Source organism: Shewanella mesophila (genome assembly GCF_019457515.1).
GTDB lineage: Bacteria > Pseudomonadota > Gammaproteobacteria > Enterobacterales > Shewanellaceae > Shewanella > Shewanella mesophila.
Genome location: NZ_CP080421.1, coordinates 2,661,120 through 2,682,403 on the forward strand (window position 1 = coordinate 2,661,120; position 21,284 = coordinate 2,682,403).

27 protein-coding genes are annotated in these 21,284 nt (G+C 44.7%); 5 read left to right on the forward strand and 22 right to left on the reverse strand.

The window, feature by feature from the left end; genetic code table 11:
* The first annotated feature begins 29 nt into the window (after positions 1–29).
* Positions 30–386 (forward strand): glutathione S-transferase N-terminal domain-containing protein, encoded by a 357-nt coding sequence (locus K0I73_RS11685; protein WP_220061295.1) that lies wholly within the window; start codon positions 30–32, stop codon positions 384–386.
* Between the two features lie 64 nt (positions 387–450).
* On the opposite strand, the gene K0I73_RS11690 is transcribed toward K0I73_RS11685, so the two are convergent.
* From K0I73_RS11690 to K0I73_RS11705, 4 genes are read right to left on the reverse strand one after another with little or no spacing between them, the layout of a single operon-like run.
* Complete coding sequence (locus tag K0I73_RS11690) at positions 451–858, reverse strand: CBS domain-containing protein (protein ID WP_220061296.1); 408 nt, start codon at positions 856–858, stop codon at positions 451–453.
* The gene (locus tag K0I73_RS11695) at positions 855–1,205 is read right to left on the reverse strand and encodes a P-II family nitrogen regulator (RefSeq protein WP_220061297.1); all 351 of its coding nucleotides are present in this window, start codon (positions 1,203–1,205) and stop codon (positions 855–857) included. Before K0I73_RS11695 ends, K0I73_RS11690 begins: the two co-directional genes overlap by 4 nt.
* A 1-nt stretch (position 1,206) precedes the next feature.
* Complete coding sequence (locus tag K0I73_RS11700) at positions 1,207–1,983, reverse strand: DUF1538 domain-containing protein (protein WP_220061298.1); 777 nt, start codon at positions 1,981–1,983, stop codon at positions 1,207–1,209.
* Positions 1,983–2,717 carry a DUF1538 domain-containing protein gene (locus K0I73_RS11705; RefSeq protein WP_220061299.1) on the reverse strand — a complete coding sequence of 245 codons (735 nt, stop codon included), beginning with the start codon at positions 2,715–2,717 and terminating at the stop codon, positions 1,983–1,985. The genes K0I73_RS11700 and K0I73_RS11705 overlap by 1 nt, the downstream gene beginning before the upstream one ends.
* A 547-nt stretch (positions 2,718–3,264) precedes the next feature.
* Between K0I73_RS11705 and K0I73_RS11710 the strand changes: the two genes are divergently transcribed.
* The gene (locus K0I73_RS11710; protein WP_220061300.1) at positions 3,265–3,705 is read left to right on the forward strand and encodes a hypothetical protein; all 441 of its coding nucleotides are present in this window, start codon (positions 3,265–3,267) and stop codon (positions 3,703–3,705) included.
* A gap of 35 nt (positions 3,706–3,740) precedes the next feature.
* On the opposite strand, the gene K0I73_RS11715 is transcribed toward K0I73_RS11710, so the two are convergent.
* Together K0I73_RS11715 and yqfB are read right to left on the reverse strand one after the other, a co-directional pair.
* A complete protein-coding gene (locus K0I73_RS11715) occupies positions 3,741–4,412 on the reverse strand; it encodes an esterase/lipase family protein (RefSeq protein ID WP_220061301.1) in 672 nt (223 codons plus the stop codon).
* A 685-nt stretch (positions 4,413–5,097) separates the two neighbouring features.
* Positions 5,098–5,424, reverse strand: a complete 327-nt coding sequence (gene yqfB, locus K0I73_RS11720; RefSeq protein ID WP_220061302.1) for a N(4)-acetylcytidine aminohydrolase — start codon at positions 5,422–5,424, stop codon at positions 5,098–5,100.
* 126 nt (positions 5,425–5,550) lie between these two features.
* On the opposite strand from yqfB, the gene K0I73_RS11725 reads away from it, so the two are divergent.
* Complete coding sequence (locus tag K0I73_RS11725) at positions 5,551–5,796, forward strand: DUF2986 domain-containing protein (RefSeq protein ID WP_220061303.1); 246 nt, start codon at positions 5,551–5,553, stop codon at positions 5,794–5,796.
* 154 nt (positions 5,797–5,950) lie between these two features.
* Here K0I73_RS11725 and K0I73_RS11730 read toward each other — a convergent pair whose 3' ends face one another.
* Both K0I73_RS11730 and K0I73_RS11735 read right to left on the reverse strand, forming a co-directional pair.
* Positions 5,951–7,450 carry an MATE family efflux transporter gene (locus K0I73_RS11730; protein WP_220061304.1) on the reverse strand — a complete coding sequence of 500 codons (1,500 nt, stop codon included), beginning with the start codon at positions 7,448–7,450 and terminating at the stop codon, positions 5,951–5,953.
* 41 nt (positions 7,451–7,491) lie between these two features.
* The gene (locus tag K0I73_RS11735; RefSeq protein ID WP_220061305.1) at positions 7,492–8,316 is read right to left on the reverse strand and encodes an ion transporter; all 825 of its coding nucleotides are present in this window, start codon (positions 8,314–8,316) and stop codon (positions 7,492–7,494) included.
* Positions 8,317–8,453: 137 nt separating this feature from the next.
* Here K0I73_RS11735 and K0I73_RS11740 point away from each other — a divergent pair, with 137 nt between their 5' ends.
* Positions 8,454–8,993, forward strand: a complete 540-nt coding sequence (locus K0I73_RS11740) for a L,D-transpeptidase family protein (RefSeq protein WP_220061306.1) — start codon at positions 8,454–8,456, stop codon at positions 8,991–8,993.
* Positions 8,994–9,055: 62 nt separating this feature from the next.
* Positions 9,056–9,706, forward strand: a complete 651-nt coding sequence (locus tag K0I73_RS11745; RefSeq protein ID WP_220061307.1) for a VOC family protein — start codon at positions 9,056–9,058, stop codon at positions 9,704–9,706.
* Between the two features lie 84 nt (positions 9,707–9,790).
* Here K0I73_RS11745 and K0I73_RS11750 read toward each other — a convergent pair whose 3' ends face one another.
* From K0I73_RS11750 to K0I73_RS11815, 14 genes are all read right to left on the reverse strand, one after another.
* The gene (locus K0I73_RS11750; RefSeq protein ID WP_220061308.1) at positions 9,791–10,318 is read right to left on the reverse strand and encodes a DUF3833 domain-containing protein; all 528 of its coding nucleotides are present in this window, start codon (positions 10,316–10,318) and stop codon (positions 9,791–9,793) included.
* Positions 10,318–10,809: a chalcone isomerase family protein gene (locus tag K0I73_RS11755; RefSeq protein ID WP_220061309.1), complete on the reverse strand. Its 492-nt coding sequence runs from the start codon at positions 10,807–10,809 to the stop codon at positions 10,318–10,320. The genes K0I73_RS11750 and K0I73_RS11755 overlap by 1 nt, the downstream gene beginning before the upstream one ends.
* An 8-nt stretch (positions 10,810–10,817) precedes the next feature.
* Positions 10,818–11,318 (reverse strand): DUF2878 domain-containing protein, encoded by a 501-nt coding sequence (locus K0I73_RS11760; protein ID WP_220061310.1) that lies wholly within the window; start codon positions 11,316–11,318, stop codon positions 10,818–10,820.
* Positions 11,296–12,576, reverse strand: coding sequence for an SAM-dependent methyltransferase (locus K0I73_RS11765; protein ID WP_220061311.1), 1,281 nt, complete (start codon positions 12,574–12,576; stop codon positions 11,296–11,298). Before K0I73_RS11765 ends, K0I73_RS11760 begins: the two co-directional genes overlap by 23 nt.
* Positions 12,577–12,607: 31 nt before the next feature.
* Positions 12,608–13,378, reverse strand: coding sequence for a DUF1365 domain-containing protein (locus K0I73_RS11770; protein WP_220061312.1), 771 nt, complete (start codon positions 13,376–13,378; stop codon positions 12,608–12,610).
* A complete protein-coding gene (locus K0I73_RS11775; protein ID WP_220061313.1) occupies positions 13,375–14,628 on the reverse strand; it encodes an NAD(P)/FAD-dependent oxidoreductase in 1,254 nt (417 codons plus the stop codon). The genes K0I73_RS11770 and K0I73_RS11775 overlap by 4 nt, the downstream gene beginning before the upstream one ends.
* A 2-nt stretch (positions 14,629–14,630) precedes the next feature.
* A complete protein-coding gene (locus tag K0I73_RS11780) occupies positions 14,631–15,347 on the reverse strand; it encodes an SDR family NAD(P)-dependent oxidoreductase (protein ID WP_220061314.1) in 717 nt (238 codons plus the stop codon).
* A gap of 11 nt (positions 15,348–15,358) precedes the next feature.
* Positions 15,359–15,790 carry a nuclear transport factor 2 family protein gene (locus K0I73_RS11785; protein ID WP_220061315.1) on the reverse strand — a complete coding sequence of 144 codons (432 nt, stop codon included), beginning with the start codon at positions 15,788–15,790 and terminating at the stop codon, positions 15,359–15,361.
* Positions 15,791–15,802: 12 nt separating this feature from the next.
* Complete coding sequence (gene phrB, locus K0I73_RS11790) at positions 15,803–17,224, reverse strand: deoxyribodipyrimidine photo-lyase (protein ID WP_220061316.1); 1,422 nt, start codon at positions 17,222–17,224, stop codon at positions 15,803–15,805.
* Complete coding sequence (locus K0I73_RS11795) at positions 17,221–18,168, reverse strand: YbgA family protein (RefSeq protein ID WP_220061317.1); 948 nt, start codon at positions 18,166–18,168, stop codon at positions 17,221–17,223. The genes phrB and K0I73_RS11795 overlap by 4 nt, the downstream gene beginning before the upstream one ends.
* A gap of 50 nt (positions 18,169–18,218) precedes the next feature.
* Positions 18,219–18,962, reverse strand: a complete 744-nt coding sequence (locus K0I73_RS11800) for a ChrR family anti-sigma-E factor (protein ID WP_220061318.1) — start codon at positions 18,960–18,962, stop codon at positions 18,219–18,221.
* Positions 18,955–19,593: a sigma-70 family RNA polymerase sigma factor gene (locus tag K0I73_RS11805; protein WP_220061319.1), complete on the reverse strand. Its 639-nt coding sequence runs from the start codon at positions 19,591–19,593 to the stop codon at positions 18,955–18,957. Before K0I73_RS11805 ends, K0I73_RS11800 begins: the two co-directional genes overlap by 8 nt.
* 57 nt (positions 19,594–19,650) lie before the next feature.
* Positions 19,651–20,277, reverse strand: a complete 627-nt coding sequence (locus K0I73_RS11810; protein WP_220061320.1) for an LON peptidase substrate-binding domain-containing protein — start codon at positions 20,275–20,277, stop codon at positions 19,651–19,653.
* 136 nt (positions 20,278–20,413) lie between these two features.
* Positions 20,414–21,214 carry a M23 family metallopeptidase gene (locus tag K0I73_RS11815; protein ID WP_220064358.1) on the reverse strand — a complete coding sequence of 267 codons (801 nt, stop codon included), beginning with the start codon at positions 21,212–21,214 and terminating at the stop codon, positions 20,414–20,416.
* Positions 21,215–21,284 lie beyond the last annotated feature (70 nt).

Genomic DNA, 21,284 nt, shown 5'->3' on the forward strand with positions numbered 1-21,284 from the left:
GGCCATCAAATCATATGAGGAAGTTGTTAATGTTTATTGTTCGTTGGGTATTAGGCCGCATCATCCTGTTTTTTAATTTTATTTTTGCTCCGAAAAAACGCCAACGCCCGATCGCCGAACAGGTTAAGATCGATGAGCTGACGCGCCAAATTCAGTTGTACCAATATCCAGCTTGTCCGTTTTGCGTCAAAGTTCGCCGCGCGATTCGCCGTCAAGGTTTAAACATCACAACGGTTGATGCCAAGCAGGCCGAGCATCAACAGACTCTGGTCGAGCAAGGTGGCAAGGCAATGGTTCCTTGCCTGCGCATCGAAGACAATGGTCAAGTTCAGTGGATGTATGAGTCGTCAGATATCATTAGTTATCTGAATCAACGTTTCGCCTAAAAAAAATGCGCGTTAATAACGAGCAGCTATTAACGCGCATCATATTGATATACCAAGTTTTTACTCAGTCTCGCTTTGCCATCATTCCTTTCAATACGATGTCGTGATAAGTCACCACACCTAAAATTTTGCCAGCTTCAATCACTGGTGCCTTATTGATACCAAAACGCTCAAATAATCTTGCGGTATAACGAATATCCATATCGGCATGGACAGACAATACTGGCTTAATCATGATCTCATAGACGTTGACCCGCTCAGGCGATTTATCTTTCGCAAGTACCTTACGCGCTATATCACTCATGAGCACCATGCCAAACTCATCATGTTCGTGACGCTTATTGACCAACAACATACTGACGTTGCCAGAGACCGCTAATCGAATCGCTTCAGATACAGTATGCAGCCCATCGATCATGGCATAATCACCTGTCATCACATCGCTATTTTTTATTGGCGTCGATGGTTTCATATTTGATCCTCAATCTCTTTGCTGAGTATTTCCACTTGATGAGCAATGCCGACGGCGTCCTCAACATCGATCTGAATCGCAATCCCTTGCCCAGGATTAGTTTCAAACTCGCCCACCTTGCAGATAGTTTCTAAAATTGTCCGGCTCATATGTTCCTCAACCAACCATAAAATGACATCCCGTTGAATATCGAGTCCGAGCCCCATAAAGGTTTTCTTTTTCTCTAGACCTTCACCTCGAGCATGATTAATTACCGTCGCACCAGTGGCACCAGCCTCTCTTGCGGCATCAAGCACGACATCGGTGCAGGTTTCGTCGACAAACGCGACAATAAGTTTAAAGCGCATGTTATCGCTCCTTAGCGGATTTTCGCTTAATCATAAATTCAACTAACTGGGCATAACCCATAACTGTGATCATGGGGAATAGACTCGCAAAAGCGATCAAACCAAAGCCATCAATTAAGGGGTCGCGACCATCAACATTGGTGGCTAAGCCTAAGCCAAGCGCCGCCACCAATGGCACTGTGACGGTTGATGTCGTTACCCCACCAGAGTCATAAGCTAGTGGCACAATCATCTTTGGGGCAAAAAATGTTTGTATCACCACCAAAACATAACCCGCCATAATGTAATAGTGAATGGGGTCACCTACCACTATTCTAAAACAGCCAAGCGCGATCCCCATTGCAACACCTATCGCAACAGAGATCCTTAATCCTTGTATCCCTATGGTTCCCCCTGAAACCTCATTGGCTTTAATCGCAACCGCAATCAGTGACGGCTCCGCGATGGTGGTACTAAAACCTATTGCAGCGGCAAAGATATAGACCCAGAGATAATCTTGCCAAACAAAAGGGGACAAATCGCCATCAGGATGCAGAAAGCTGGGCGAGGTCAGTTGATCTGCCATGCTCGCTCCGATTGGAAATAGCGCTAATTCCAATCCAACGAGAAAAAAGGTCAATCCCAAAATGACATAGACAAAACCAAGAAGCACTTTCTGCCAATGAACTATGGGCCGCCTTAACACACCAAGCTGAAAGCCAAATAAGATCACCGCAATAGGTACCACATCACGAGCTGTCAGCAATAAGGTATTAAAGATGTCACTCACCATCGCCATTAGAGTACCACCATGCCGTAAAGCAGTACGAAAATCATTGGGGTTAAACTGGCAAAAGCAATGAGCCCAAAACCATCGAGCATCGGATTACGCCCCTTAATGACGGTCGCCAGACCCACACCTAGCGCCGTGACTAAGGGCACAGTGATCGTCGATGTCGTCACCCCTCCTGAGTCGTACGCGATACCTATGATATTAGCGGGGGCAAAACTGGTGAGGATCATCACTAATAAATAACCACCAATGATCAAATAGTGAATTGGCCAGCCTTTGAGTATTCTGATCACCCCAAGCAAAATAGCTAATCCAACTGCAATCGCGACGGTTAGTCGCAATCCCATTGCATAGCTATCCATAGCCTCGGTTGAATTGACTATGGCCCCTGAGCGAGCCGCCACCTCGGCGGCCTCATTAGCGACCGCCGTTAATGCGGGTTCAGCCAGTGTCGTACCAAACCCTAATGAAAACGAAAACACCACCAGCCAAAAAATACTGCCCTTTCGCGCCAATGCTTGTGCCAATGACTCACCAATAGGAAATAAGCCCATCTCTAAGCCAAAGACAAAGAAAGTTAAACCTAAGACAATAAACAGCAAACCGATGAGAATAGAAGCAAGATCCGCGGGGGCTTGTTGTAAGACAACAATTTCAAAAAATCCGACGACAAAAATAATGGGGAGTAGATCCCTAAAGCTGCCTAACAACGAGGTCAAAAGCTTCATTATTGCCGACATTCTCTCTCCTAAGAATTGAATTTTCCATACACTTTTTAGTTTGCCAACCCCTAACCAAATAACAACAACAAATCTACATTAGTATTCATTAGCGTGATTTACATCAAATTGTTTGCCATATCTGAGCTGAGAACAGGAATGACTTAACCTAACACTTATCAAACTGGATAACGGTTGTGTGTGTTGACGATAGAAACAAACTACTTACTACTTACACAGCACTTCTAGTAAGGCTTAACGGTAACGCTGAAGCTAAGTTGGATATGCTTAAATGAGCTGATAAGTCGTGTATCGCAAGGATGCGATAAGCGAGTCTCCATGGAAGGAACCAAGACGTGCTTATAAGCCATTAAACAATGCCGACTCCATGACTTTCATTGGTTTTATTTCAGGCAAAGCATAGTTGATGATAACGACTAAAGTAGCCGGTTAAGCCTGAAACAGTGCAAATCAGCGTTCTATTGATGATATAGGCTGTTAATTACGTTATGCTCAACGTACGCCACCATTTTATCCCGAATAAACTGCATAGAATGACAATAAAATCATGCAAATAAAAAATATTATTTTACTATTTTTACTTTTCTGTCTCACCGCGTGCGCCAGGAGCAATCCACAAGTAGATGACTTCGAAATCAAAGTCGAAGATAAATTCCAAACCGCGATCAAAGGAGACGGCATTAAGCTCTTTACCTACAAGGTAAAGTACGCCCAATTGCCAACACTTGAGCAGCCGCATATGGCACGAGTAAGAGAGCTTGAAAAGATGAAGCGCTCTAGCAATAAAAAGCAATCGAGAAATGGCCTTGATTTATCACGCTGGACACAGCAGATTGAGTTAGGTTTAGATAAAACCATCAATATGACAGGATATTGTCGAGACGGTTACATCGAACTGAGCCGAATTATCGAGCTTGGCCGTGGTGAGATCCGTGGTGAATGTAACGATGGCGCTTCAGAGGGTGATATTAAAAAATTCGCATCTTGAACATCACATTCGCCCTCTTTTGTGATTGCGAATATTTAGTTGTGATTAAACACTCCATACTTTAAAAAATGTACGGTTTGTTCTATCACCAGCGCGTTATTCATCATCAAAGGATGGGTAACAGGCAGGGCGATATGATCCTTCATCCCCGCTAATTTTGTTCGCTCAACTGACACCTTACCATCATTAGGTCCAGGCAACATGGTAGACAAGAGCAGATTAATACTGCGCGTGCCTGCAATAATACCTAACTCAAAATTAGCACGCCCAAGACTGTTAGGAACGCTCATCTCTTCGGTACCAAGCTGCGTTCCTGCCGGGCCATTAATTAACTTAAATCCGGGCACGTTTCGCAGGGTATCTACCACCTCACTACCTCGATTCGGTGGTCCCAACATAACGACTCGCGCTAAATTTTTAATGGGGCGCCGACTCAAATATTGCCGCACCAAAATCCCGCCCATTGAATGGGTGACAAAATGGATCTTGGTCGCATCTCCACATAAGGACAGCGCCTCTGCCACGGCTACCTCGGCAAGCGTTGCAATATCGTGCTTAGTTGAGGGATAGGAGTGATTGATACAGCGATAGCCATGTTTTTCAATAGCGATAGCCAATTTACTCAAAGAACGTTCGGTGCGCGCTAGGCCATGAAGTAAAATCACATATTCTTGCATATTGGTATCAGCCGTAGAACATTCCTCCATAAAAACACCTTTATTAGTCGTGGTAAAGATCCACATTCTATCAAGGTTATTTCTAAAAAAGATACGAGAACTACCAGAAAAACGCGAGGTAATACAATACGATGAAATGTACACCAATCAGTGTAAGAATGTGAGCTACTCAGGGTGTTTTTTGGCAACTAATGCAAGGCGAATAGAGGATAGAATGGTTCCACGCCATACGAATAAACTGTGGGCGGTAGTGACCAAAATCTGCTGGCTACCACGCTTGAGAATCGGTCATCAGATCGCGTAAGTCTTGCTATACTCCTGCTAAGTTCAGGCTATTAAACGCTGCCGCATAATTGAACTCATTATCCATCGGATTTAATTTTGCACAGTCACAGTGTTGATGTAAAAGATCGACTCTAAGCTGATTGGGCCACCAATCGTTATTGGTTTTACCGCTTCCAGCGCTGTGATGCATTGGGCATTCACTATCAGAGATGTGTGTTATCTCCTCCCTGATTAATCACGGCTTTGGTTTCATACAAGGTCCATTAGCTATAGTTGCTTAACATCACTCTATGCCAATTGAGCTTATCTATCATCAAAATAGCTTTTTCCAATTAGTCATCGATCAATAGCTTAAAGCAGTATAGAGAGAGTCGGCCCATTCAAACAAAACCTGCAAGACTGGGCAGTTTACTGGAGAGATGAGTCTAAGTTACGACTTGATCACAGAAAAACCGATAAGATAGAGGGTATCTATCGCGCCATAAATGTCGATAATGACTTTTTTAAGCTCAGATAGAGTCATATTTTCTTGCTGAGCATGAAGATCATTAAGTTCCCCAAAAGCGAGCTTTTCAACCCGTTCAATCAGGATGTCGCAAAACCAGCGATGATCTTCAAACGTCGCTACTTGTAGGCGTTGCCCAACAGTGAAATGAGACTCAGATTGATCTCTTAAGGTGATATTTTTAGCGCCAGAGAGAATATCGGCCTCGAAACGCTGGAAAAAGGTGATCTCACCATCGATGGAATATGTCATAAATCCTCACTATTAAAATATTTGCCTATAGCCGCCTGACTAAGATTAAGTTAAAATCCGCCTCCGGTTTACGCTATCTCGAAGCTAGGCCCTATTTTGAGTTAACTAAACACTTAGGTGGAGCGTATGAACAGAAAACAGAAAATCATCAAAAAGACGGCCAAACGAGCTAAGGCACGTCTAAATAAGCACACTCCACCCAGTGTTAAAAAGTATGTGTCTAAAGGTGATCGCGCCAAAGAACTCGCTCGAGAACAAGCCGAGATGGCAGCAAAAGCCAATGAATTAGCCAAAGAGAAACCTGCTGTTGATACTGATGCTGCAATAGAAACCCCAGCCACAGACGACACAAATGACAAAAGCGAAGCTTAATCGAATTTAAGTAAACGGCTCAAATACCTAACGCAATTACAATATCGACTAACAAGATCAAATGTCGACGGGCGCCGCGAAGAGAAAAATCATCGGATAACGCGCCCAGCACACAATTAAATCGGCTTCACTTTGCTCTACAGATTGCGAGTACTCAGTCTCGTCGCTCGCCCACAACCAATTCGGTGATTCTAGTACTGTCCTCACAATCTTGCTCTTCACTGAGTTGGGCCATTTGTGCACAAGATGATGACAAAGGGTTGGAGCTAGAGACGCTAAGCTCCTCATTTAAATCGTCAAATTCATCTTTTTCGCGACCAGTAAAAAACCTAGTACTTTGCACTTTATCCACCAAATGAAAGGCAGTCCACACCCCAAGAATACCGAAAACAATCGACCCCATGACTTGGCCAATCAATACCCCCTGAACCCCGCCCCACTGAGCACCATAGTAAACAAAAGGAATCGTACCCAATGTGGCCTTGCCCACATTAAACAAGGTTGAATACTTGGCTTTACCTAAGTTATTAAATGAGGCATTAGCGACAAACAGAGCCCCAGAAAACACAAAAAACACGGCGATGTAGCTACAGAAGAAGCGAATTAATTCTGCGCCATCCCCCTGCATGCCAAACACGACAATGATCTGTTCTTGTAATAAAAACAGCAGTAATGAGAGCGATACCACATAGATCCCGCAAAAGAGCAGTGCTTTAGTCAAGATCTCTTTTACCCGCTCAAATTCCCGCGCACCAAAATTTTGTCCAACGATAGGCCCAACCGCACCCGATAACGCAAATATCATCCCAAAGGCGACTGGTGTTAAGCGCCCTAGTACCGCCCAGGCCGCAACATAACTATCACCAAAATCGGCAATGGCTCGGGTTACGACCGCATTACCGATCGGCGTGGCGATATTGGTCACCATGGCGGGACCTGCAATGGCAAAAATAGGTCGAATATCTTCTTTAAGCCATGACAGATCGAATCGTCCAATCAAGTTATGCTTAATGAATACGCCTCTGGCAGCAACGATTAATACGGCAATACGCGCAAGCACCGAAGCGATAGCTGCACCTTCGATCCCCATGGCCAGCAAAAAAATAAAAATAGGATCGAACACTAAATTGACGCCACCACCAATAAGGGTCGAAACCATCGACAGTTTTGCATCGCCAACCGCGCGTAGTGCAGCGCCCAACGCCATGGCTAAGCAGATCAGCGGCATCGAGGGCACCAAGATATAAAGATAGTCAGCAGCAAGATCGGCCGTATGACCAGAGGCTCCAACAAGAGCTAACAGATCCGGAATAAAGATGGTCACAATAATAGCGACAAGAACCGCAACCAGTAGGGTGACAACCGCACTATTGAGCAATAACCGCTTAGCGAGTTCAAACTGTTTCGCCCCTATCGCCCGCGAAACCAAGGCTCCTAATGCGATAGATAAACCAATGCCGATTGATGTAGTAAAAAATGAAATTGTGCCAGCATAGCCAACTGCAGCGGCGAGCTCCTGCTCACCTAACATGCTCAAGAAAAAGATGTCGATAAGATCAACGACAAACAGCGCGGATATGCCAATGGCAGCCGTGGAGCTCATCACCAAAATATGCCGCATGATGGAGCCTTCAACAAACTTAGCTTTGGTCATCTTAATCCTTAAGCAATTGGGGGAAATAACACACCGTCTGACTACAGCTCCTTCTCAAGTTCGCTGCCGCACTTATCACAATAGAGTGCTTCGACCTCATGACCCATTTTTAGGCAGTTACTGCAACGCCTTAAATCTTTCTTGCGCACAATTTCTTGTGAGATCTCAGCGGTTAAAATACCAGTAGGGATGGCAATAATAGAGTAACCAATTAGCATCGTCAGCGCGGCTATCGCTTGTCCCAATGTGGTTTGAGGCGTGATATCGCCATAGCCAACCGTAGTAATAGTAACTATGGTCCAATAGATAGACTTTGGCATTGAGGTAAAACCATGCTCTGGCCCTTCAACGACATACATAACGGCGCTCAATACCATCACGATAAGGCTCACTGAAAAGAAAAACAGAAACACCTTGCGACTGGACTGCATCATAGCGCGCAATAAAATATTGCCCTCGCTAAGATACCGCAGCAGCTTCAATACCCTAAAAATACGAAACAAGCGTAATACTCTGATCACTAAGGTAAAGTTCGCCCCAGGGAACACCAACGCCAAATAACTAGGTAAGATAGAAAGCAGATCGACTACGCCATAAAAACTGCGCGCATATTTCACTGGCTGTGCGGAACAGTACAACCTGAGTAGGTACTCGAGGGTAAATATTCCAGTAAAAAACCACTCAACAATGCGGATCAAGTCGCCATACTGGCTATGCACACTGTCTATGGTATCGAGAAACACCAGCGAAACACTGAGCACAATACAGACTATCAGGGCTAAATCGAAATAGCGGCCCGCCTTAGTCTCTGTACCAAAAATGATCTGCCGCAGTTTTAATCTTAATGTATCGTCGCTCGCATCCATCGAAAAGTGTGATCCTTATGAAGAGTTGACGTGTTCAGGCTGCTTATAATAGAGAATCTAATAAACCGATCCAGCTTAATCTAAAATTAAGGTATGATGAACACCCAAGTAGCACCTTTATTCTAGCTAATATGATAATGCGGATATTATTTAAACCACTCCTGCTAATAATTTTACTTTTAAGCACAAGCCTCACTTGGGCCGCTTCCAGCGTGCAACACTCTCCTCAAAGTGGCAGTCACAGTAATATTGGCAAGGTTGATCTCGTGGTTGTCGATAAATCAAACGCCAGCATGATGTTAATGCGAAAAGGTAAAGTCCTTCGCCGTTATAAGATTGCCATGGGTGATAGGCCTCAAGGCCATAAGCTACAGGAGGGAGATCAACGCACTCCCGAAGGGCGTTACATTCTCGACTATAAAAAATCGGATAGCGCATACTACCGAGCAATTCATATCTCCTACCCCAATGAGGAAGATAGGTTAAGAGCCGAGGCCCTTGGCATCGATCCTGGTGGTCAAATAATGATCCACGGCCAAAACCCTAACTCCTCGCTCACGCCAGATGAAGCGCAAACACTTAATTGGACCGATGGTTGCATCGCCCTTAAAAACAACGAAATAGATGAGCTTTGGCGCGCCGTCGATATGGGGACACCCATTGAAATATGGCCCTAAGCGCTTCAATCGTTAGCACCATTAGCATAGATAATCCATTAATAGGTTCACGAGTACTCACCATGACCAAATGCACTATCACATCGAGTCAACTCTCATCGAAACAACTCTCACCGCATCAAGAGTCATCGCATCAAAAGTCACCGAATCAACTGACAAACGAACAACTTGAGCATTCTTGGCCAGCATTTAGCGAGCAGATCTTAGACTTCATGGCCGAACTCAATCTCGACACACTCAAGCTCAACTGTGACCATGTGGCCCTAAGAGTCAACTCGGTTGCTGCCGCCGATAGCTTATCGACCTATTTTGCAAAGCAAGGCAATGTTATCTCTAACAACATAATCAATGGTCGTCCCATCCTGATTATTGAACTAGATACACCTATGAGATTGGGCGAGATGCTTATCGAGTGCGTCGAGTTGCCCTATCCAAGTGATAAGCCTTATCCCGTTGAAGGATGGGAGCATATTGAACTTGTGTTACCAAGCGAAGCCCAAACCTGCGAGCAACTGCAGCATGAGTTACTTGCTGTCGTACCACAACTTGGGCCGATTTTGGCGGGACAAACGACAATAAAAGTAAAGCAGAGTTCTCCCAAAGGAGAGCATGAGCGTCTAGCCAACCCCACCATCGCCTTTAAGCGTGACAACCTCTGCATTAAGATACATTCTCACGGCATCAAGGCGGTCATAGCCTCAGAAGCGAAATAATCAGAAACTAAATAGTCAAAGGCGCGAGAACTTCGACATCTTAAATAGGGTTAGCGCTAAAAATCGCAGATGAGGCAGTCATGGTTAATCCTCTCGCTTCTCAATATAGAGAATGACTTCACCGACCTTGAACCCAAATTTAGTCATCTCTGTTTTATTAAACAGGCGTTTTTCATCGAGAAGAAACATCCAATCATCTAAGGTGACTCGATAGGTCTCGCCGTCGACAACAATATCCAAATCATACTGCCAAAATAACGCCGCGCCCTCGGTGTTCCCTGTTGCGATCCCAATGACATCGTCAGCTTGTCCCTGATATTGGTTATCAGCGACTTTGCTGAGCCGCCAAATTCGCGTCGACTTTTCACCGTCATCAAACAAAAACCACTCTTTAATCTCACCTTGGTCGCCATCCCAGCTCGCAACAAGATCAACATCGAAGCGGCGCAATAACTTGCCAGACCTGTCTAGGACTATGCCATAGGCCTTTAACTTGCCATCAAAAAACTGCTCTAATTTAAGTTCTGGCCTGGTGTTGCTGTAATCATCTAAGCTGGCAGCCCCGCATCCACTGAGTAGCAAAAAAAGTACAATAAAGCTGAGTTTTCTCATTACTTTAGTCCTAATAATTGTTTTCTAAGCCTTGGTTCAGAGGTGTGTTCCGAAAGCCATATAGACAAGAAGGCCTCACCAAAACGTCGATCTTCAATAACGCCTATCAGCGCATTATCAAAATAGAAATGGCTCTCGCAGTCTTGGGTCACTAACAGCGTTAATACGTCCCCAGGAGCGACATCGGGCCATATTTTTGCAAGCGGTGTTAACCACAGCTCAATCTCAGCGGCATCATAACCAAGCTGCAGCCACTGCTCGCCGGTAGCATCGATAAGCGCCTGTCTGTCGATCTCTTTGTAATACTCAATTCTAAGGGCTTTAGGCTTCATCTCGGTTACATCAAAAGGAATATCACTGGCAAACAGCTCGGCGCGATATAAGGTCCAAAACAGGTAGTTCATCTCACCAGCACCGACCTTTTGCAATTGATTCAAAGGTGAAGCATAAGCATTGACGCTGAACAGCAACACCATTAGCCATCGGTACATATCACACCTCATCTTACTGGGTTAGAAAGCTGCAACTGTCGATAACAAATAACAAATATAGGCATCAACAATGACCAAACCAGCATCAGCGATAGCACTAACCAAGTATCAGACCAAACAGCCTTAAAGCTACCAAATTGAATACCAGCCCAATAACTACTGGCGCCCCCCATGGCACCAAACAGTGATATGACAGCTAGGCTGCGCTCAGTGAGCCACTTTAAACTATGGTTTAAACTGATAATGAAAATGCACCACAACAGCAGCAACCAAACAGGAAAGCCTTGATTCACACTCTCGAAACCGCCCACCTCAAGCTGTAACTTATCGACGGCGATCCCGATTGGCACCAAGAGCAATACCTTTATATCTTGTTTCCGAGTAGGAGATAATCCAAAGTGAATCGCGATTAATCCTGCCATGATTATTGCGGCATACTGGGGCAATAATGCGGCAGAAAACCAGCAAAGCTGAAACAGTAATAGATTAATAATCCAAAATAGTTTCATCTACCTGACCCATAAAGCGGGGCTTTCTCGCAACGATGTGATGAGTGCTTATCACTCGCTCCTTAAATGCACCTTCACAGTAACAAAAATAGAATAACCACAGACGCTTAAACTCCTCTCTGTAACCAAGTTTAACTAGCTCAGGCCAACGCAGCTCAAAGGCTTGTCGCCAATCATTTAAGGTTCTAGCGTAATGTAAGCCAATATCATCGATATCGCTGATGACCATATCAGTTTGCTCACTTAAGTGTGTGCTCATTACCGCAACAGAGGGTAAGCAACCACCAGGAAAGATATATTTCTGAATAAAATCGACACTCTTGCGATACTTCTCATAACGTGCATCGGCAATGGTGATCGCTTGAATAAGCATTTTCCCATCGTCCTTAAGCAGTCCCGAACAAGTTGCGAAGAAAGTACTGAGATACTCATGACCGACGGCCTCAATCATCTCAATAGAAACCAGCTTGTCGTATTTCCCCTCAAGCGAGCGGTAATCCTTTTTAAGCAGGGTAATTTTATCGCTCAATCCGGCCTGCTCGATACGGGCTTTAGCAAACTCATACTGAGCATCTGATATCGTGGTGGTCGTCACCTTACAAGCATAATTTTGCGCCATATAGACAGCCAGACCACCCCATCCAGTCCCAATTTCAATCACATGATCGCTATGCTTAAGTTCAAGTTTTTCGCAAATAGTGCGCATCTTATTTTGCTGAGCATCGCTTAGGCTGGTCGCTGTATCACTATATAGCGCGCAGGAATAGAGCATGCTTGAGTCGAGAAAACGCTCATAGAGATCGTTGCCGATATCATAATGCGCCAAAATATTACGTTTTGAACCTTGCTCAGTATTGATGTTTTTACGTCTTAAGAAGAGGTTTTTAATTTTTGACAACCATGCCATCTTGCTCTCTATGGCATCGAGCTTAGACTGGTTTCTGGCCATGACTTGAATCAAAGCGGTTAAATTGGGGCTAGTCCATTTGCCGTCGAGATACGCTTCTGCCGCACCTATGCTCCCACCCTGAATGACATCTTTAAAAAAGCTCGCGTCGTGTATCACTATTTGCCCACAAAGGCGGGCGTTTCTATCCCCGAGCACATTGTGATTGTCGCCTTCGATAAGCTCAATACTGGCATCGTTAAGCTGGGCTAATAACTTGATAATCAAGGTGCGATATTTGGCATTCGCGCCAATGCCAACCGAATATTCACGAGGGCTAAGAGTTTGATTTTGTTTTACAAGCTGTTCCATTTCAACCTCGCTAATTAGACAATACTGTCTTTTATGTTTTTGAATCCGATTCTGGGTGCGCAACAAACGGCACACGCTTTAGATATAACTTCAATGCTTGCCAATAGATCCCTGCGACCAGTTTGAAGGTCATTGCGGGAGTGGCCAGTAGTGTCTTTAATAACCCTTTAGCACTTAATTCGCGTTTAGATAACGCCAAAGTTGCATCAAATACTTTTTCACTCTTATGGTTCTCAATATGCACCATGGTCTTGTTAGACGGCGGCGTGATACGCCAATGATAGGTCATATCCATCTCCATAAAGGGCGATACATGAAACGCCTTCTTAACCGTCAACTCACCATCTAAACGCAACAGATAATAGTGACGTTGCTGCCAAGGCGTGTTACTTACCTCAGCCAACATATACTTGCACTCTTGCTCTTGGTCATAGCAGAAGTAGAAGTTAATCGGGCTGAAATAAACCCCAATACACCGACACTGAGCCAGCATGAGTACCCGTCCAGACTGTTGCCAATCACCACCTAATGCCCTGACTTTCTCACCAATACGCTGCTTGAGGCTGCCAGGTTCATTTTTTAAGTAATCTTTTTCATTAAAACGAATAGGATTAAACCAATTGCGGCCAAATAGTCGACTGCGGCTAACTAGCCTTGGTAGTTCATCGAGATCTAGCCCCATCATATACATCTGATAACTAAAGGCATGGGGAATCGCGCCAAAGCGACGATGCCGAACTTGACCGTGATAGATACCACTTTTTTCTACAGCATTAGATGCTTGAATGGGGAGATGGCTCATAGTGTGAGCCCAAATCTATTAGTGACATCGAGTGCACTACGCACCCCATCCTCATGGAAACCGTTGTACCAATAGGCGCCAACAAAGTGAGTACCTCTTTGACCACAGATTAATGAGCGCTGTTTCTGTGCTGCGACACTGTCATCGTTAAGCACTGGATGGTGGTAGACAAAGCGACGTAACACTTTATCAGGGTCGATCTCATCACTTTGATTTAAGGTGACGCAGAAGGTCGTATCACTTTTTATCCCTTGGAGGATATTCATGTTGTAGGTGACGCAAGCGGGACGACTAAAATTGTCATCCAACATATAATTCCAGCTTGCCCACGCCAGAGGACGTTTAGGCAATAAGCTAATATCTGTGTGCAGCACCACCTCATTGCGGCTGTATGGAATACCGTCTAATACCGTTTTTTCATTCTCAGTTGCATCACCCAGAAGCGCTAGCGCCTGATCAGAATGGCAAGCGAAGATCACCTCATCAAACACCAACCCATCACCATTGGCTAGCTTAACAACAACGCCATCGTCACCACGAGTAACCGAGTCTATGTCAGACTCAGTCAATACGGGTTTTGAAAGCTGTGACAAAATAGCATCGACATACACCCTTGAGCCACCAGGAACGACCTGCCATTGAGGGCGGTCGCTAATATTGAGCAAACCATGGTGATAAAAGAACTGGATAAAAAACTTAAGTTCAAACTGACGCATTTCGGCAAGACTCGTCGACCAAATAGCGGCGCCCATGGGAAGAATATAGTGCTGACAGAAAAAGTCAGAGAACCCATGTTGTTCTAAGAAATCACCAAGTTTATGACCTGCTGTTATATTTTTCTCGTGAAATGCTTGTTTACATAACTTATTAAACTTAAGGATCTGCTGGATCAACGCCCAAAACTGCGGACGAAAAATATTTCTACGCTGAGCGAAGAGTGAATTCAACCCATGACCATTATATTCAAAACCCGTTTGTCGGTTATGGACACTAAAGCTCATCTCCGTCGGTTGCCCAACAATCCCCAGCATATCCAGTAGGCGATTAAAATGAGGGTAAGTTCTATCGTTAAATACAATAAAACCAGTATCAATGGCATAGGTTTGGTTTTGATGAGTAATGTCGACTGTTGCAGTATGGCCACCGACATAGCTATTTTTCTCAAACACGGTAACATCATACTGCTTGTCTAGAAGATAAGCGCAGGTTAATCCAGAAATACCCGACCCAATTACAGCTATCCGTCTCATGCCTAATTCATCCTTATCGCTAAGCGACGCCACAAGGAAAATGGCAGCCAACTTAAACATTTCATCAAAAATATAAAGACCCCTGGAAAGCTAATATCGCGCTTTCCCTTAGCGATCCCTTGAATAATCTTCTGCGCCGCTTGCTCTGATGAGACGATCATCGGCATGGCAAAGGTATTGCGTGACGTTAACTGTGTATCGACAAAACCGGGATGTACACAAGTTACCGCTATACCATCCTTAGTCAGATCGATTGATAGCGTCTGGGCTAAATAGCTCAACGCCGCTTTTGAAGCGCCATAGGCTTCCGCTCTTGGTAACGCTAATAACTGGGCGCTAGAGCTAATCAGCACTAAACGACCACCGCTCCGCAGCGATTTAAGCCAGACATCAAGAGCATAACCTATTGAAATTAAATTAATATTGATCACTCTTTCGAAGAGCTTCCCATCAAAATTAATGGGATCATCTATATATTCGCAATCCCCAGCATTCAAAATAAGCAGATCGAGTTTCCCTATGCCGTTGGGGAGTGGTGGGTAGGAATCAAACTGAGTTAAGTCGAAACATAAGGTTGAAATATTGAGGTGCAATTGAGTTAACTCATCGAGCTTTTGCTGGCTACGTCCACAGGCAATAACCTTGTGGCCCGCTTTTGCGTATGAGAGTGCGAGCGCTTTACCTATGCCCGATGTGGCACCGGTGATCATAATACTCATTTTATTATCCATCACTTGGCCGCTCGGCGTTTAATTGCGCTCACTATGCCACCCAGCAGAGGGATGTGTTCATAAAGCATAGCGCCAACATCAAGGTAGTCTCTGTGATAAACCACCTTATTGTCCTTGGAATGTAAGCGAGAATGGCCCTGCACTGAGATAGGCGCTGCGCCGTTTAGCCGCTTGTGGCAAAATGTCATGGTCCAATAAACCGCGGCTTCCCGTTCGCCTTCTAACACATGTTCAATCACAAAGTCGCAGCTGAGAAGTTGCTGATACAGGTGAGTAAAATAATCAAGCAGCGCCGTCAGTCCATGGACTCTGTGTATGGGATCGACAAACTCAATATCTGGATGGTATATCTTCTCCAGCGACATCAAATTGTCAGTCGATAACTCACTGTATACGGCGATAAAATTTTGTAACCACAACGCCTGCGCCATAATAGATAAATCCTAATAAGATTGGTAAAAATCTAACGCCCTCAACCGTGCAGCCTTATGGTCAACTATCGGCTTACAGTAATCAGTTTCAATCCCATGTTTGTTAAAATAATCATGGGGAAAATGAATCTGTTTATCGGGCACGTTTTCAAGCTCTGGTAAATACTTACGAATGAAAACGCCTTGTGGATCAAATTTTTGGCTCTGAGTTATCGGATTAAATATTCGAAAATAGGGTTGCGCATCACATCCTGTACTCGCAGCCCATTGCCAACCACCATTATTGGCACTGAAATCACCATCAATAAGGTGCTGCATAAAGAAACGCTCCCCCTTGCGCCAATCAACAAGCAGATGTTTAGTCAAAAAGCTGGCCACAATCATACGTAATCGATTGTGCATCCAGCCTGTGTGCAGCAGCTGTTTCATCGCAGCATCGACGATAGGATAACCGGTTCGACCTTCACACCATGCTGTAAAGTCTTTATCACTGCCCCGCCACTGCGCCAATTGATACTTAACCTGAAAGCTCTCGCCTTTGATTAAATTGGGGGAGTGAAATAGCAAATGCTTATAAAAGTCTCGCCAAATCAGCTCATTTAGCCAAGAAAATGCCCCGTGCGCCTGATCATAAATCACCTCGGGCTGAGCCTGGATCAGTTGAACGGCAAGCCAGCGGGGACTTATCGCCCCTATCGCCAAATAGGGAGACAAACCTGATGTGCCCTTGATACTCGGAATATCGCGAGTATTCGCATAATCAAGTAACTTCTGTTGCCAAAATCTGGGGATAACAAGCTCCATGACTCGATCACTTTGAGGCCATACAGATGAGTCCACTAAGGGATAATCGAAAAGGATATCATTGCTTTGGCCAACCTTTTGACCTGGCTCTAAACGCTCTGCATTATTGTGGTCAATGACAACAGCAGGCGTAGGAACACATGCAATGCCAACCTCCTGAACCCGTTTTAGCCACGCTTTTTTAAAAGGGGTAAAAACCTTGAACATGGTCCCCTGCTGATTAAGCACAGTGCCTGGCGGTAGAATCGTATCGCACTGAAATAGTTTCAGCTCGATGCCACGACGAGCAATATGATTGTCACGCTCAACTTCATCAAGCTCAGGTTCTGCATTGGCAAAAACGGTATTGATGTTGTGCTCTTGACAAAAACGAAGCAAAACCTGCTGCTGATCGATAAAATCTGTCGCCTGTAGATGAACAGACTCGATACCTAAGGCATCGAGTTGTTTGGCCAATAATACTAAGTGTCTTCTGAGCAAATCCGCCTTAATGGGCGCTAAATCATGTTGTTGCCACTGCGATGGAGTGGAGATGAAAACAGCGGTTTTAACGCCTTGGGCAATAGCCTCCACCAAGGCGGGATTATCATGGACTCTTACATCACGACGGATCCAATAAATACAACTCAATATCCGTACCTCAGCCTTAACTCTTTGGGATGGGGATTAAGGTACACTTGATCCTCTAAATAGGCATTTGGGTATTCAATCAAGTAATGCTTAATCAGGGTCAAAGGCACTAAAAGTGGCGATAAGCCTTGATGATAAGCGGCAATTTCATCGGTCAATTCTTTACGTTTGGCTTCATCAAGTTGACGCTTAAAGTAGCCTTGAAGATGTTGCAAGGTATTGGTATGACTGCGTCGAGACGCTTTATTTTTCAGCGCTTCCATCAAACCACTAATGTATTGTTCGGCCATCTCCTCTAAGGGCATATCGGCTCTGGCCAATAATTTCCCCAACGCACGGTAACTCTCAATATGATGGCTCATCACCAAATACTTGTGCGTGCTGTGGAAAGTGATCAACTTATGTTTAGTGATGCCTGCGGCCGTAAGATCTAACCATTTTTGATAAGTAAAAATTCGCGTAATAAAATTCTCACGAATAACGGGATCATTTAAGCGACCATTTTCTTCACAAGGTAAGAGTGGATTTCCTTTCATAACTTGTTCGGCAAAAACACCAATTCCTGTCGATTCAGACCCCTTGCCATGGTGATGGTACACCTTGACGCGTTCCATACCGCAACTTGGGCTCTTGGCGCAAAATACAAATCCCGATAGCTCACCATATTTCTTTGCCGCTTGTTCGCCAAAATCTTTCAGCTTAGCGGTGACATCCCCAGTTCCATCGGGTCGAGAAACGGTGATGATATTGTCACGAATGATCTGTCTTATCGTTGGACGAGGCACGGGTAAACCTATCGCCATTTCCGGGCAGACAGGTTTAAACTCTGCGAAATCACTCAATTGATCCACACAAAAATTCGACTTTTTATGACCTCTATCATAGCGAACGTGTTCGCCCATGACACAAGCGCTGATGCCAATCTTAAGTTTTTTATTCATCATCTGCCCCAACTTAATACTCTCAGTAGATAAAGACTATCAATCGCCAAATACTAGTAGATAAAACGGCCAATTGGATTTAATAGCTGACTCATACCTTGGGTAAAATGAATGGCATCACTCGATACTGTCAGACAAACACAGCCCTCTTTCGTTACTGGCTGATGGGTATGATCGCCATCGAGCCACATAAAGTCACCCTCGCGATATGACCCCATTTCATCTTCAAAGCTGCCTCGCAATATTAAGGTGATCTCAAACCCTTTGTGGGTATGGCACGGCACGCTGCCGCCCTTGTCGATATGAAGTAGACTGGCTCTGAGTTCCTGATCTTCTAGCGCTAAACGAGCGCGAGACAGTTTACCCAGTCCCTGCCATTCTCTCAGCGCTATCGATTTAATCGCTCGTGGCAACTTGATCCGCGTACCTGAGATCTCAATTTCGTTAACGGTTTGAGCTAACGCCGAATTAATCAGGGCTGACTGCTCAGTAATAGATTCAATCATGTTTGCAGCATCGCTGCCGGTGATATCACTAACAGTGGCGGCATCAAAATCAAACGCCTTAAAAAACTCATCGTCTTCTATCGGAGTATCGCTTTGCAGTCCAGAAAGTGCTTCACCCATGACGGTGTCATCGAAGGCTTGCGCCGCAGCCTGTTCTGTAAGCAATTGAACTGCTGCACGACACTCGTCACACAGCTCAACATGGCTCGCGACGATCACGGCTACCGATACAGGAAGTTCGCCTGCAACAAAATGCCTTAATACACTTGATGTTGGATGATGTTTAATCATGATAGTCTTCCCCCATTTGCAACTTAAGCTTGCTCAGCGCTAATCTTAATCTCGATTTTATTGTGCCTATCGGCACACCTAACTGCTGAGCCAGTTGCTCTTGCGAAAGCTCTTGATAATAAACTCCTTTGACTACCGCCTGCTGCGCTTCTGGCAGAGTATTTACATAAACTAGCATCTGTTTTTCCATCAGATGATCGCCAAAGTTATCTTCTTCACCTTGCAATTCATCTTGAGCCATATCGATAGGCCAGATGTCATCACCAAGATTTTGTTCATTTTTGGCTTTTATTCGGCGAAGAATATCGAAAGAGGCGTTGCGCATCACCGTATAGACCCAAGTCGTTGCAGCGCCCTTATCTATGTTATACAGATGGGACTTACGCCAAACATTGGTCATAGTTTCTTGTACTAACTCGTTGGCTTGAGCATCGCTTCCTAACTGCTTAATACCAAAACGTTTAATTTTAGGCGCAAAAAACTCAAACAGCGCAGTAAACGCCTGCTTGTCTCTCTGCTCTGCAACCAACGTCAGCCAATGAGACAACTCGGCTGGCACCTGAGTCTTGATATTATTGGCAATAATCTTGCTCTCCCTCTTTGGGTAGCTTTTGCTCACTATTTGCTGCATCTCAAACCAACCATTGCTGAAGTATAGAAACCATTACGCAAGTCAGAAGCAAAAGGATCAATTTATATTTTCGTTGCCAAAAATAAATGTATGGAGAAACACCTTAAGCGAATCAAACATCGAAGGCTCGATGAACTTCTCCTTTTCATTCAAAGATAAAGGTAATATTTCTAAAAGGCGAGCACAGACCCAATCAAGATTTTCAAATTTTGGATTTGGGTAAAGATTTGCCAAAGCGGCATTTTTCTCAAACAGTTTTTCCAACAAACGTCCCATGTCAGATAAACCAGGCTCAACGGTAGCAACTGACCAGAACGGTCGATAATGACTATCGGCCAAGAGTAATCTATCGTCTCGATAACGCATGGTTTGAAGGTCAACTAAATTGAGCCCCTTAACATCAACCACTAAAATCCCACCTTCATCAGAATGGAAGTCGATAATTTCGACTCTAGTTCCCCATTTAGGCACATTGAACGCTAGGTTGCTATCATAACGAGCAATGACAAAACCACCGCGCTCGCCAGCCTCGACAACCATAGAAAGATAACGCGCCTCAAAGATACGTAATCGCTGAATACCATCGGGTAAAATAAATAACGGCAAAGGAAATACCGCCATTTCACGGGCAGCTTCGTGTGCTTGTATCTCATGCGTAGGCTTGTCTATATCCTGTTCTATCACGGTATTTCTCTTGTTGAAGCAATACCAGCTATACGTCAAGCAACCGTAATGGGATCACCAAAAGCACGTTAAAAACCTAAGCTGAAAAATAAAAAAAGCGACCTTGATGGTCGCTTAAAAAGACGGAGCAATCGCGTTATTTATCTAACACACTCGCCATTGAAGGGACGATAGTGACAGGGTCGAGTCGCATCTGATACCAGTTAACACGCCAATCTAAATGGGGGCCAGTCACCCTACCTGTGGCACCGACTTCGGCAATGGGTTGACCTTGCTTGATCTCATCACCTTGTTTGACATACAGCTTACTTAAGTGCAAAAAGCTCGAACTCACCCCGTAACCATGATCGAGAATAATTGTCCCGCCAGAGTAAAACATATCAGGCACCGAGAGACTGATCACCCCATCTGCGGGCGCCACAACAACTGTGCCCGTTTTAGCGGCGACATCGACGCCATAATGCGGGTTACCTGGCTTGCCATTATAAACACGTTGACTACCGTAAACCCCAGAGATACGTCCCGTTAATGGCCAGATAAACTCTTGGGTAAATGCTTCACTTGTTGTAAATTGACTTCTTGCCGCCTTAACTTGTTTGCTGTCTTTGGCCGCTCTGACTTGCGCCTTGGGATCGGGTTTCATGATCTTCTTTGCGATCCCAGTGAGTTTGTCGATTTTGTACTCTTTTGCGTTAATCGTCAGCGGTTTAATTTGGGTCAGTCCATCGGGATAGACCAACTTTAACTCTTGGTTAAGCGCACCATCGCGTTCAAAACCAAAAGCAAAATGACCTTGTGGAGTCACTTTTATCGCGTCTCCGTTAAGGTAAACTTCCGTTCCTGGCGTCGTATGGGCACGAATTAATGCGCCCTGCTCCATCTTGCCCTGCAAGGTCACTTGTGCAACTGCAGTTCCACTTACGCCTATAGCACCCATAGAGAGTGCGCTAACTAATACAGCAAAATAGTTCAAAACAACTCCAACATGATTTTATGTTTAATGGTTC